This is a genomic window from Sphingomonas sp. FG14 (assembly GCF_057809675.1).
The window spans coordinates 16,236-30,198 of the sequence record NZ_JBMDKK010000006.1 but is presented as its reverse complement, the minus strand read 5'-3'; the positions used below and the strand labels follow the sequence as shown (position 1 = coordinate 30,198).

Annotated in this window: 5 protein-coding genes; 2 read left to right on the top strand and 3 right to left on the bottom strand. The window is 68.7% G+C overall.

From position 1 onward, the window contains the following. Positions 1-42: 42 nt before the first annotated feature. The 3 genes from ACODTA_RS17805 to ACODTA_RS17795 form a co-directional block, all read right to left on the bottom strand. Positions 43-9,279 carry an autotransporter-associated beta strand repeat-containing protein gene (locus tag ACODTA_RS17805; protein ID WP_489067319.1) on the bottom strand — a complete coding sequence of 3,079 codons (9,237 nt, stop codon included), beginning with the start codon at positions 9,277-9,279 and terminating at the stop codon, positions 43-45. Between the two features lie 96 nt (positions 9,280-9,375). Continuing rightward, positions 9,376-11,688: a protein kinase domain-containing protein gene (locus tag ACODTA_RS17800; RefSeq protein WP_489067318.1), complete on the bottom strand. Its 2,313-nt coding sequence runs from the start codon at positions 11,686-11,688 to the stop codon at positions 9,376-9,378. After that, entirely contained in the window at positions 11,675-12,226 is a 552-nt protein-coding gene (locus ACODTA_RS17795; RefSeq protein WP_489067317.1) for an ECF-type sigma factor, read from the bottom strand. The genes ACODTA_RS17800 and ACODTA_RS17795 overlap by 14 nt, the downstream gene beginning before the upstream one ends. A 103-nt stretch (positions 12,227-12,329) precedes the next feature. Here ACODTA_RS17795 and ACODTA_RS17790 point away from each other — a divergent pair, with 103 nt between their 5' ends. Beyond that, positions 12,330-12,983, top strand: coding sequence for a peptidylprolyl isomerase (locus ACODTA_RS17790; protein WP_489067316.1), 654 nt, complete (start codon positions 12,330-12,332; stop codon positions 12,981-12,983). A gap of 20 nt (positions 12,984-13,003) precedes the next feature. Beyond that, positions 13,004-13,939: a diguanylate cyclase domain-containing protein gene (locus ACODTA_RS17785; protein WP_489067315.1), complete on the top strand. Its 936-nt coding sequence runs from the start codon at positions 13,004-13,006 to the stop codon at positions 13,937-13,939. Positions 13,940-13,963: the final 24 nt, after the last annotated feature.

Sequence of the window (13,963 nt, the reverse complement as noted above, 5' to 3'; positions counted from 1 at the left end):
GTCGGTGGTGCCGACACCTGCCCGCGCAACCTCGCCTCGGCCTCAGAACCGGAACGACACTATCGCCCGCACGCCATGGTCGCTCGCGGCCGAGCCGATCGCGCCGGCATAGCCGATGCCGGCCGTCGCGCCCTTGCCCAGCGTAAAGCGGGCGCCTGCGGTGATCAGCGCCGCATCCTTGTCGAGCGGGGTGCCGAGCACGGTGAACGCCGCGCCGCCGGCGAAGGACAGGTCGGCGGCGGGCAGACGCCCGCTCAGCGCATGGCGCCAGCCGACCGAACCGTAGAGCGCCGCGCCGTCGCCCAGCGGTGCGTCGCCACGCACGCCCAAGGTCGACCAGCTCGCGCTTTCGGTCTGGCGACCGGCGCTTAATGCCGCCGCGCCGCCCACCTCGGTGAAGGCGGATGTGCGCAGCCGGGCATAGGCCAGGCCGGCAAAGGGTTCGATTCCGGCATCACCCAACGCGATACGGTGTCCGGCCTCGGCGAAGAGCTGTAGCCCGCGCGCGTCATAATCGGCGCCTGCCGTCTCGGTGAAGCCGGTGAAGCCGATGCCGCGCCGTGTCGAGACGTTGTGCCAGGCAAGCGCCGCGCCCGCCTGGACGCTGGTTCCGCCCCAGCGCCCGCCGATATAAGCGCCGGCATGAACGCTGTCCGCCTCGGCATGCGAAGCGCGGGCCGTCGCATCGGCTTTCGACCGGCTGTATCCGCCTGTCACGCCGCCGCGCCAGCCACCGCCCAGATCGGTATCGACGCCCAGCAGCAGCCCCATGATCGAGCGGTCGAGCCTGGCGGCATTGCCGTCGCTGTCCCAATCGCCCCAGGATCCCACCGCCTGCGCCCACAGCCCCGCACCGTCCTCGCCCGCCGTCTGGGCGAGCCGGCCCTGAATGGCGTCGCGGACATGGCGGCCATCGTCAAGCAGCATGCCCTTCAATGAAGCATGGATCTCGCCGGATGCGGCGTCGAAGCCGGTCCGCGCGGTCGCAAGGTCGGCGACATTGGCCATGGCGGTGTAGAGCGGGCTCGCGGCGGTCAGCCCGTCGATCCCGCGCGCCGCCGCGCGCTGGTTGAAGGTCAGCCCCGTGCTTTCGAAGCTGACGCCGTTGCGGATCGCTTGCAGATAGACGCTGTTGGCGTCGTAGGTGAGGCCGAGCGTGAGGAAGGGCTGGCCGAGCGGGGACGCCAGATCGACACCGGCATAACCGGCGCCGCTGCGCCCGCCCTGAGCGGTCAGGATCGTGCTGCGATCACCCAGCCGATAAGTGGCGCCCGTCACATTGGCGGCCTGGACGCGGCCGCCCTGGATGACGGCGGCGCCGGTCACGCGGATCAGGTCGCCGGGTTCATAGGCATAGGTCGATCCGGCAAGCTGGGTATAATTGCCGGCGATGGTCAGCGTGCCCGCGCTGTTGCCCGGCGCGATCGTGCCCGCGACGGTCGTTGTGCCGACCGTGCCGCTGCCCGCCAGGGTTGCGCCGCTCGCCAGCGTCACCGCCGAAGCCGCGATCGATCCGTTGACGTTCAGCGTGCCCGCATTGACCTGGGTCGCGCCGGTGTATGTGCTCGCGCCGGTCAGCCGCAGCGTGCCCGCGCCCGTCTTCACCAGATTTCCGCCGCCGGAGATCGCGCCGCCGAAATCGATGGTGTCGGAACGATTGAAGACCAGCGTGCCGTCATTGGCGATATTGCCCGTCACGCCACCCGTGGTGCCGCCATCGCCGATCTGGAGCGTGCCCGCCGCGATGTGCGTGCCGCCGGCATAGTCGTTGGCGCCGGTCAGGATCAGCGTTCCGAGATCCTGTTTCTCCAGTCCGCTCGTGCCCGTCAGCGCGGCGGAGACGGTCGCGCGCCAGGCTGCGCCGCCCAAGCTGCCGTCGCCCACACGCACCACAGTCATGCCCGATGCCGCCAAGGTCACCGGCGCGCCGGCCAGGCGATAGCCGTCCACCGCGAACTGCATGCCTTGCGACGAAACGCCGGCTTCCGCGGTGACCACGCCCGCCGCGCCCTGGAACACCGCGAAGCCGCCGTTCCAGCCATAGCTGGCGCTGCCATTGGGATTGGTCCAGTTGGTGAGCGGCCCCGCCGTCCAGATGCCGCTGCCGCCGACGACGCTGCCCGTCGGGCTGGTCGTGGTGCCGTTCCAGAACTGCACGAAATCAGGACCGGTCTTCACCTCGACCACCAGATTGACCTGACCCGCCTGGCCGGTCTGCACCGTGCTGACGGTGCTGTCGGCCAAAGGACGCTGGCCGATCGCGAGGCCATTGTCGGTGAGCGCGCCGCCATAATCGAACAGGCGATAGACGCCCAGGCCATAGCCACCGGCGTCCGAGACGTTGAGCGTACCGTCGAGCACCAGATTGCCCGCCACCGCGAACAGCTCGTTGCCGCCCGGCGCACCGAGCGTGGCGTTGATGATCGCGCCGTCCGCCAGGGAGAGCGACCCCATCGAAAGCGTCGTGCCGCTGTGGCCCGAAAGCGTGGCACCCGAAGCGATCGAGACCGCGCCGGAGGCAGTGCCCGTGCCGGTCAGCGTCGCGCCGGAGGAGACCGAGAGGCCGCCGCCAAGCGTGCCCGTCAGGTCGAGTGTACCGGCCTGCACCGCCGTGCTGCCCGTGAAGCTGCCCGAATTGCCGCTGAGCACCAGCGTGCCGGTGCCGGCCTTCACCAGATTGCCCGCGCCGCCGATCGTGCCACCATGCCCGACTGCGTCGTTACGGTCGAAGGCGAGCGTCGCCCCCGCCGAAACCGTCGTCGCGCCGCCCAGGCTGCCGCCCGCACCGATCCGCAGCGCACCTGCCGAGACGGTGGTGCCGCCGCCATGCGTCGCCGCGCCGGTCAGCGTCATCGTGCCCGCACCTGCCTTCGCCAGGCTGCCCGTGCCGCTGATCGCGCCGCCAAAGCCGAAGGCGTCGCTGCGATCGAAGATGAGCACGCCCTGGTTGACGATATCGCCCGTCACGCTGCCGCCTGTACCGCCGCCGCCGATCCGCAGGGTGCCCGCATTGATCGTGGTGCCGCCTGAATAGTCGTTCGTCCCGCTCAGGATCAGCGTGCCCGCGCCGCTCTTCACCAGCCCGCCGCTGCCGGTGATCGGTGCGGCGATCCGCGCGATCGTGCTGTCCGTGCCCTGCTGATCGAGCGCGACCTGCGCGGCGCCCGAAAGCGTCAGTCCGCCACCGGTGCCCGCCACCAGGCTGTAGTCCGCGCCACTCAAGAAGCGCAGGCCGGTCACCATCTGGTTCCCCTGGATCGTCACCGTCGACGCGCCGGCCGCGGCGAACACCGCCTTTTGTCCGGCCCAGGGCGCATTGATCGTGTTTGCCTGATTGGTCCAGTTGGTGTTGGCCGCGTTCCAGACGCCAGATCCGCCGCGACCGTTCGCCACGCCGCCCGGCGCCATGTTCGCGCCATCCCAATATTGCTCGCCCGCCGCCTGCGCGACGATCAGGTCGATCTGCCCGGCATTGGCGGTGTAGATGCCCCAGTCGCCGGGGTTATAGCCCATCGGCACATTGGCGATCACCAGGCCGTTGTCGGTGAGTGCGCCGCCATAATCGAACAGGCGATAGCTGCCGAGGCCAAAGCCCGTACCCGCCGTCACGTTGAGCGCACCGTCGAGCGTCAGGTTGCCGCTCACCTCGAACAGCGTGGTGCTGCCCGGAGTGCCGAGCGTGACATCGACGATGCTGGCGGCTCCAAGCGTGAGTGATGCGCCGAAATCGAGTTGCGCGCCGCTGCGGCCGAGCAGGGTCGCGCCATTGCCGATCGTGGCATTGCCGCCGATCGACCCGCTGCCGCCGACGCGGCCGGCGTTCGCGATCAGCGCGCCGGCGATCGATCCGTCGATCAGCAGCGTGCCGGCCTGCACCATCGTGGTTCCGCCATGGGTGCTGGCGCCCGACAGGATCAGCGTGCCAGCGCCGCTTTTGGTCAACCCGCCGCTTCCCGCGACCGGCGCGGCGATGCGAACGGTCGTGACGTCGGCGCCCTGCTGGTCGAGCATCACCTGCGTCGCGCCGCCGATCGTCAATCCGCCGGACGCGCCCGCGACCAGGCTGTAATTGCCGCCACTCAGGAAGCGCATGCCGGTGACGGCCTGCGCACCCTCGATCGTGACAGTCGATGCGCCCGCCGCCGCGAACACCGCATTCTGCCCGGCCCAGGGCGCGTTGATCGTGTTCGCCTGATTGGTCCAGTTGGTGTTGGCGGCGTTCCAGATGCCCGATCCGCCGTGACCATTCGCCACGCCGCCCGGCGCCATGTTGGCGCCGTCCCAATATTGATCGCCCCCGGCCTGAATCACGTTCAGCGTCACCTGCCCGGCGGTCGCGGTATCGATCGTCCAGTCGCCGGGATTGAAGCCGGTCGGCAGTGTCTGGATGGTGAGGCCGTTATTGGTGAGCGCGCCGCCATGGTCGAACAGGCGATAGGCGCCATAGGTGAAGCCGCCGCCATCGGTGACGTTGAGCAGACCGTCCAGCGTCAGTGCGCCGGTCACGTTGAACAAGGCGCTGGTGCTCGGTGCGCCCAGCGTCACGTTGATCGCTGTACCGCTGCCAAGCGTGAGCGATCCCATGTTGAGCACTTGCCCGGCGCTGCCTTGCAGGATGGTGTTGGCCGCGGCGAAGCTCACCCCCCCGGTGATGGTGCCCGCGCCGCCCAGCGTGCCGCGCTGCACGGTGACGGTGCTGTTGGTCAGGCTCGCGCCGTCGAGGAACAGCTTGCCGCCATTGACCAAAGTCGCGCCGCTATAGTCGTTGATGCCATGCAATGTGGTCACGCCGCTCAGGAACGCCGTGGAAAGATTGCCCGTCATCAGCGGCGCAAATGCAAGGTTGGTGGTGTTGCGATTGTCGAACTCGACGCTGCCGCCGCCCACGCCGCCGCGCACCGTTGCCGCCGTCACGATGCCGCTGCCGGCATCGCCCCAGATCTGGAGCTTGCCGTTGCCCCCGGCGTTGCGGCCGAGCACGATCTCGCTCGCCTTGATCTCCGATATCGCGGTGATCAGGCTGCTGTAGACGCGCAGCACGCCGACGCCCGATGCGCCGACGTCGATCGTATTGGCGCCGGCATCCCAACTGCCGCCACGCTGGATGAAGATGCTGCCCGCCGTGTTGGCCGCGCCACCCACCGATCCGCCCGCGCTCGTCATCTTCGCGCCGCCGCTCGCCAGCAGCCGCGTCGGGAAGGCATCGGTACCCGTGCCGCCCACCGTGATCGCGCCCGCGACGTTCAGCGCCGTCGTCGCGTCGGTCGCCATCATCACGCCCTGCTCGACGATCAGTCCGCCATCCACCTGCGTCTGGCCGGTGAAGAAGAAGGAGCCGAGGCCGCCCTTGATCAGATCGCCCGTCGCGTGGATGGCGCCGTTGGCATTGAGTGTCGCCGTTCCGCTGGAGGTCGGTTGATTGACGTCGATCCGCGCATCGTCGGCCAGGGTGATCGTTCCGCCCGCCAGGGTCACCGGTACGTTCAGGGTTCGCAGCCCATTGGCGGAAACACCCGCCGCATCGACGGTAACGGTATAGGATGGGCTGGTGCCCGATCCAAAAGCACAGGCGTTGTTGGGGCAGGGCCCGAACACGGCGATGCCGCTGGCCCAGGGCGCGTTGATGCTGCCGGCCTGGTTGGTCCAGTTGGTGCTGCTCGCATTCCAGGTCGCGGTGCCGCCCCGGCCGTTGGCGACATTGCCGGGGCTCAGATTGGTGCCATCCCAATATTGCTCGCCCGGCCCCGCCGCGACGATCAGGTTCACCTGGCCGGTGGTGCCGGTGCCGATCGCCCAGTCGCCGGGATTGAAGCCCTGGGGCAGCGTCTGAATGGTGAGGCCGTTGTTGGTGAGCGCGCCACCATAGTCGAACAGCCGATAGGTGCCGAGCGCGAAGCCGCCGCCATTGGTGACGTTGAGCAGGCCGTCGAGCGTCAGCGCGCCCGTCACGTTGAACAATGCGCTGGTGCTCGGCGCGCCCAGCGTCACGTTGATCGCGGTGCCGCTGCCCAGCGCCAGTGATCCCATGTTGAGCAATTGCCCGGCGCTGCCCTGCAATATGCCATTGGTGGCGGCGAAGCCGACCGCGCCGCCGAAGGTTCCGTTGCCGCCCAGCGTGCCGCGCTGCACGGTCACGGCGGTGTTCGCCAGCGTTGCCCCGTCCAGGAACAGCTTGCCGCCATTGACCAAAGTCGCGCCGCTATAGTCGTTGATGCCCCTGAGCGTGGTCACGCCGCTCAGGAAGCTGGTGGAGAGATTGCCGCCAAGCAGAGGGGAAAAGACATAGGCGGAGGTGCTGCTCTGATTGTCGAACTCGACGCTGCCGCCGCCCACGCCGCCGCGGATCGACGCCATGGTCAGGATGGCGTTGCTGTCGTCGCCCCATATCTGCAGCAGGCCGTTACCGCCGGCATTGCGGCCGAGCACGATCTCGCTCGCCTTGATCTCCGATACCTCGTTGATGAAATTGCTGTAGACGCGCAGCACGCCCTTGCCCGACGCGCCGACGTCGATCGCATTGTCGCCCGCGTCCCAGGTGCCGCCGAACTGGATGAAGATGCTGCTCGCCGAATTCGCCGCACCGGCGACGGAGCCGCCCGCGCTGGTCAGCTTCGCGCCCGCTGTCGCGACCAGCCGCGTCGGGAAGGTGTCGGTTCCCGTGCCGCCGACGGTGACCGCGCCGCCGACAGTGATCGCGCCCGATGCGCCGGATGCCGACATCACGCCCTGTTCGACGGTCAGCCCGCCATCGATCCGCGTCTGCCCGGTCGACAGGAAGGATCCGGCGCCCGCCTTGGTCAGATCGCCCGTCGCATGGATGAAACTGGCGGTGCTGATCGATCCCGATCCGCTCTGCGATTGGATCACATCGATCCGCGCATCGTTCGCCAGCGTGACCGGCCCGCCCGCCAGCGTCATCGGCAGGCCCAGTACGCGCAGCCCCCTCGCCAGAACGCCGGCCGCATCGACGGTGACGGTATAGGCGCCATTGCCTGCGCCGCAGTCATTGTTCTGACATGGCCCGAATACCGCGATGCCCCGCGCCCATGGCGCGTTGATGCTGCCGGCCTGGTTGGTCCAGTTGGTGCTGGACGCGTTCCAGATGCCGCTGCCGCCCTGGCCGTTGGCGATATTGCCGGGGGTCGTGTTCGGCCCGTCCCAATATTGCTCGCCGGGTCCGCCGGCGACGATCAGGTTCACCTGGCCCGCGGTGCCGGTGCCGATCGCCCAGTCGCCGGGATTGAAGCCCTGCGGCAGGGTCTGGATGGTCAGGCCGTTGTTGGTCAGTGCGCCGCCATGGTCGAACAGGCGATAGGTGCCGAACGCGAAGCCGCCGCCATTGGTGACGTTGAGCTGCCCGTCGAGCGTCAGCGCGCCGTCCACCTTGAACAGCGCGGTCTTGCTCGGCGCGCCCAGCGTTACATTGATCTGCGATGTCGGGTTCAGGATGAGCGATCCGAAGCCCAGATCGCTGCCCGCGCTGCCCAGCAAGATGCCGCCATTGGCGATATTGCCCGCGCCGCTCAGCGCGCCGCCGCCAGCCAGTGTCGCGCCGCTCGCGACGTCGACGCCGGTGCCGGTCATCACGCCGTTCACGGTCAGCCGGCCCTGCTTCACCGCGAAGATGCCATTCAGGCCGCTGCTGTCGCCGCTGAGCGTCCAGGTGCCGGCACCCAGTTTCTCGCCCGCCTCGAAATTGCGGATCTGCGTGGCTGCGAAATCGAAGGTGGCGGTGGTGCCCTGGCCGCCGTCCAGCGCGAAGGTGTCGATCTCGACCGCCGATGCCGGATCGGTGCCGCCATCGACATCGCCGATCAGCGTGTAAGTCGGCAGGAAAGTGACGCGGTCGGCACCGTCGTTCAGATGGATGGCGACGCCGACGCCCCCGCGCGAGACCGTGCCAGCCACCACCAGGTTGTCGATCACCTCGGGAAAGGTGCCGGCGCCGTCGTCCTGCGCATAGGCGACATTGGCGGCGGCATGCAGCCGGCCGCCCTCGCGGATCGTGACATTGGCGGTGACCGGCGTCTCCACCGTCTCGCCCTGTGCGCGGCTGGCGGAGATGAAGAGCGCGTTCGCGGTGCCGAGCTGCTCGACATTGCCGCCGATATCGATCGTCAGCGAACCGTTCCCCACCGATGTCTGGGTGTTGTAGAACAGCGCGCGGGCGGTGCCGCGCGTCGTGATCCGGCCGGTCGCGCCCACCGTCAGCGTATCGCCGATGCCACCGAAAATGCCTTGCCCGCGCTGCGTGTCGATCAGGCCGTCAACGATCACCTCGCTGTTGGATGGTGCGCCGGAAACGAAGGTGATGATGCCGGTGCCGCCCGCGCCGCCATTGCCGGTGCCGCCGCTATTGCCGGTGACGATCTGGGCGCCGCCCAACAGCCGCACCGTCGAGTTCGCGCCCACGCCGATCCCGCCGCCGCCCGACGAATTGCTGGTCGCGGCATCGCCATAGGACCGGATCGTACCCGCGACGGTCACATCGGCGTTGCCGCCAAGCTCGATGCCCTTGCCGATGCCGTGCAGTTCGATGAGCGACCCGACGCCGGTGAGGACGGTGACGCCGGCCTTGCCGAAGCCATCGATCGGGTTGGACGTGTCGCCCGACAGGGTGGTGATCGAGCCCGTGGTGTCGATCGTGATGATGTCGCCATTGCCCGGGCGGATGCCCTGGCCGCTCGTGCCCGTCGCGCGGATCACGCCGTTGACCAGATAGGTGTTGCCGCCCGCGCGCCCGTCGATCGCGGCATTGAGCGCCGATCCGTTGGTGATGATCTGGCTGCCGGCATTGAGGGTGATGTAGGCGCCGGAAAGCCCGGTGGAGCCCGAGGCCTGGGTGGGGCCGGTGATGCCGCCGCGCCCCCGGATCGTCCCGTCCAGCGTCACCGTCGCGCCATTGCCGAGCAGCACGGCATAGCTGTCGATACCTTCGTTGCCGGTGATGCTGCGCACGCCCAGGTTGAGCTCCGCTCCGCCGCCCAGCCAGATCGCCGGGCCGCTGGGCGGGATGATCGTCGCGTCGGGCAGCACGTTGACGGTCACGCCCGTGCTCGTCTCCGCGATCACGCCGGTGGTGACGGCGCCGGTGCAGGTGACGGTCTGGCCGTTGACGGGCGTGTTGGTGGGCGTGCATCCGTCCGCTGGCGAGGCGGCGAGGGCGGGGCCGGCGACCGTAAGTGAAGCCAGGGTGAGCGCGGTGCCGAGGCAGAGCCGGCTGCGATGGCGCCGGAGGCTGGCCCGCAAGACCTTCGCGTTCGAGATGCTGTCCGCCACGTCACTCTCCCCATGCTGCGAGCAGGGGAATCCCCCTGCTCCCTCATGAAGGCGCAAACGGTGGGGAAAGGGGGACAGGGCCGGTGAGAAATTTCTTCAGATCGTCGGGCAATATCTTGTGCGGGCCTCGCGCAACAGGCGTTCGGAATAGTCGCGGTCGATATCGATGAACTTGCCGTCGCGCTTCAACCGGCCGAACATGAGGTCAGCCTGGTCATAGGTTTGGCAGGCTTCGGCGGCGTGGCCATGTTCAGCTTGGAGATCGCCGAGCGCGGCGATGGCGATGGCATAGTCGCGCAGCCGCATCGCCTCTCCGGGTTGGGCGAGCCAGTATTTGCGGCGCGTTTCGACATTCCCCTTCAGCAGCGTGATCGCATCGTCCGCGCGGCCGGTTCGTCCCAATGCCTGGGTATAGGCGATTTCCTGGATCCGCAGCATGCGCCGCGCATCGGCATTGTCGCGATCCTGTGCGATCAGGGCCCGGATTTCGGCCAGCCCCTGTTCGAGCATCGGCAGCGCTTCGGCGGCGCGGTCGATATCGATCAGCGTGGTGCCGAGCGCCCAGGTGGCGCGCGCGAAATTGCGGCGGATCTTGGCGTCGTCGGGCCAGCGCGCGCGTGCGTCGGTCAGGATCGCGAGCTGCTGGCGATAGGGGGCGACCGCGCCGGGATGGTCACCGCGATAGAAGATGCTCTCGCCAAGAATGTCCGCCATGCGCGACGAGAGCAGCGCCGCCTCGCGCGGATCGGCGGGCAGGGGCTGCCGCATCGCCACGCGTGCGGCGGCGATCGCCTCGTCATAGCGATTCTGCCAGGCGCGCAGGGTGGCGAGTTCGGTCTGGTATATGGCGCGCAGTCCCGCCCCCACGGCTCCGGACGCGTCGATATCCCGGCTGGCGGCGGTCATTAGCGCGTCGGCGCGGACGAGCGCATGGTCGTAGATTGTGATCTGCCTGGCCAATGCGATCGCGATCCGCGCGCGGACCAGCGCCGCGTCGGCTCCCGGCAGGCCCTGGGCAAGGTTCGCCGCGCGCTCCAGATTGCGGCGGGCATGGGCCGGCTGGCCGAGATTGGCCTGGCCCGGATCGCCCTGCTGATCGGCCAGCCGGATCAGTCCCTCGGCGGCTTCGATGCGGGTGGCTGGCGTGGCGCGCGGATCGGCGGCCATGCGATCGAGATAGACCTGGAGCCGTTCTGCGATCCGCGTCCGCAGCCGCAGCGAATTGGGCTGGCGCGCCATCTCGGCCTGCAGGTCGAACAGCAGATAATGCGATACGGAGCGCAGATCCGCTATGCGCTGCGCCTCGGCCGTGCGTGCACGCTCGGCACGGACATGGCCGATCACGCCGAATGCCGTGCCGCCAAGAATGGCGAGCAGCGCGATGGCGCTCGCCGCGACGCCGAAGCGATGGCGGCGCGTGAAACGGTTCAGCCGATAGCGGAACGAACGGGGATGCGCGCGCACCGGCAGATCGGCGAGCCAGCGATCGAGGTCGGCGCCCATCGCCTCCATGGTGCGATAACGATCCGCCGCAGCCTGTTCGGTGGCGCGGGCGACGATCGCCGTCGCACCCGGATCCTGCGGGCGATCCGCGACAAGATCGCGCAGCACCAGCCCCAGCGCATAGATGTCGTCGGCGACATCGGGCAGCGCGCCGGCCGCGCGCTCGGGGCTGGCATAGGCCCGTGTCATCGGTTGGAGGGCGGGGCCGGCGTCACCCGCCTCGCCGATCAGTCGCGCGATGCCGAAATCGAGCAGCTTCACCATGTTCCGGTGGGTGACGAGCAGGTTGCCCGGCTTGATGTCGGCATGGACGATCAACTGGCCGTGCGCGGCCTCGATCGCGCGCGCGGCGTCGCGCACCAGCGTGATCCGCGTGCGCAGATCGCAATCATGCGCCGCGCAATGCCGGTCGATCGCGTCGCCTTCGACGAGTTCGGTGATCAGATAGGGCCAGCCGCCCTCGCTGACGCCGCCGTCGATAATGCGCGCGACCCCGGGATGGTCGAGCCGCGCGAGCAGCCGGCGCTCGTCGGCGAAGCGGGCCTCGGCGGCGGCGGAGACGATGCCGGGGCGGATCAGCTTGATCGCGACGCGATGCTCGAACAGCCCGTCGTCGCGGATGCCGCGCCACACCTCGCCCATGCCGCCTTCGCCGATCAGCGCGTCCAGGCGATAGGCGCCGACACGTTCGGGCCGCTCTCCGGGAAAGACCGGCGCATCGGCATCGAAGGCGGTGGCGAAGCTTTCGGCGCCGCGCGCGTCGGCGGCTTCGAGCGCCGCGACCTCGGCCAGGATCTCCGGCGAGGCGCCGGCGAACAATGTCGCGCGTTGCGGCGCACCGGGGGGAAGGTCGAGCAACTGCTCGAACAGGAGCAGCGCCCGGCGTCTGGCTTCAAGCGTGGGCAACGGCCCCGTCCGTTTCCAGATAGCGTTGCAGCCAGGCACGCGCGGCCTGCCAGCGCCGCTTCACCGTGCGGGTGGTGATGCCCGTGGCGGCGGCGGCCTCCTCGACGGTCAGGCCCAGCGAAAAGCGCAACTCGACGATCTCGGCATGTTCGGTGGAAACTTCGGCGAGCGCGCGCAGCGCATCGTCGAGGATATCGAGCTCAATCTGCTTGCGGCCGCCGCCGGGCCATTCGGTGAGCGAGTTCGGCGCCTGCCGCTTCGCCGCCTTGGCGCGGCGGATCTCGTCGATCAGCGTCTGGCGCATCACCCGCGCGGACAGCGCCAGCATATGGCCATGGCCGTTCACATCGATGCGATCGAGCCCCATCAGCCTGATCGCAGCCTCGTGCGCGAGATCGGTGGGCTGGAACGACAGATCGCCTTCGCCCCGGATCATCGCCCGGGCGGTGCGGCGCATCTCCGCGTAGCAATCGATCAGCAACAGGCGCGGCAGGCCGGCGGAATCCGGCCCTGCATCCTGTGCGGGCGCGACATGCATGCGTTCGAGTCCCCGGCGATTGACCCCAGGGTATAAGATGCCGCCAGCCCGGACCCGTCAAGCCCGATAGGTTTCGTGCACGCATTTGCGCTAAGCTCGTCCGATGTTGAGACGATTCGTACCGCTGGCGCTGCTGTGCCTCGCCGCTTCACCCGTGCTGGCGCAACCGCCCGCGACCCAGGCTTCACCAGCCCCAACGGCGCAGCCGGCGCCCGCCGCCACGCCGAAGCCTGCCACTGTCCGCGTCACGCTCCAGACCAGCGAAGGCCCTATCGTGCTTGAACTGGAGAAGGAAAGGGCGCCGGTCACCACCGCCAATTTCCTGAAATATGTCGATCTGAAGCGTTATGACGGCATCGGCTTCTACCGCTCGATGAAGATCGACGGTGGCTATGGGCTGATCCAGGCCGGCATCCGCAACGATATCAAGAAATGGTTGCCGCCGATCAAGCATGAGTCGACCACCCAGACCGGCCTGTCCCACCTCGACGGCACGATCTCGATGGCGCGCGAAGCGCCGGGCACGGCGGTGTCGGATTTCTTCATCGTGCTCGGGGATCTGGTGACGCTCGATGCCAATCCATCCGCGCCCGGTGACAATCAGGGCTTTGCCGCGTTCGGCCGCGTGGTGGAGGGCATGGACATCGTCCGCCGCATCGCCAATGCGCCGATTTCCCCCACACTCGGCCAGGGCGTGATGAAGGGGCAGATGATCGCGGCGCCCATCAAGATCATCAGCGCGCGCCGCCAGCCCTGACGCGAGCGGAGGGGGAAGGGGTGCCTCGACACAGGATCGAAACATTGCCGGCGTCGCGCGGTGTCGCGGGATCGGGCGACTTGCTCGCCCGCGCGTCGATGCTCGCCGGGGTCGGCGCCTGGGAATGCGAGCTTGCGACTGAAGCGCTCACCTGGACGGAAGGCGTGTTCGATCTGTTCGGCGTTCCCAGGGGCGTGCAGGTCATGCGGCCAGACGCCGTGGCGATGTATTGCGATGAATCGCGCGATGCGATGGAACGGCTGCGCGCCGAGGCGATCGCGCGCCGCCGGGGCTTCAGTCTCGATGCCCGGATCCGCCGCACCGATGGCGCCTATCGCTGGATGCGGCTGAGCGCCGACGTCGTCTGCCGTGACGGTCGCCCCACGCATCTCTACGGGCTGAAGCGCGACATCACCGAGGAACGCGTGCGATGGGAAGCGCTGCGCCGGCTGGCCGAACATGACGCGCTGACCGGGCTGGTCAACCGCGCGGTCTTCCAGGCGCGATTCCTGGATGGTCCGCTCGCGGACGCGGGCATGTCGCCATTGGGTGCGCTGGTGCTGTTCGATATCGACGGCTTCAAGCAGATCAACGATGCCGGTGGCCATGCGGCCGGCGATGTCTGCCTGGAGGCGGTGGCGGAGCGGCTTTCGGAAGGCTTCCCCGACGCGCTGATGGTCGCGCGCATCGGCGGTGACGAGTTCGCGGTGCTTTGCCGGGCGCACCGTTCCCCGCGCGCGATCGACGCGCAGGTGGCAGTCGCGCTCGATCGTCTCGCCATGCCCATCGTCCGGCACGGCGAACTGCTTCGATTGAGCGCCTCGGCGGGCATCGCGCACGCCGCCGATCCATTCGCCTATGACGCGGAAGCGTTGTTCGTCGCGGCGGATACCGCGCTCTATGCCGCGAAACGGGCGGGGCGGAACAGGCTGCGCCGCGCCGACATACCGTGTTAACCATGCCCTAATCGGTATCCGCTA

Coding starts and splice junctions, on each gene's coding strand:
- ACODTA_RS17795 (WP_489067317.1), bottom strand. CDS start 12,226: ATGCATGTCGCGCCCGCACAGGATGCAGGGCCGGATTCCGCCGGCCTG.
- ACODTA_RS17790 (WP_489067316.1), top strand. CDS start 12,330: ATGTTGAGACGATTCGTACCGCTGGCGCTGCTGTGCCTCGCCGCTTCA.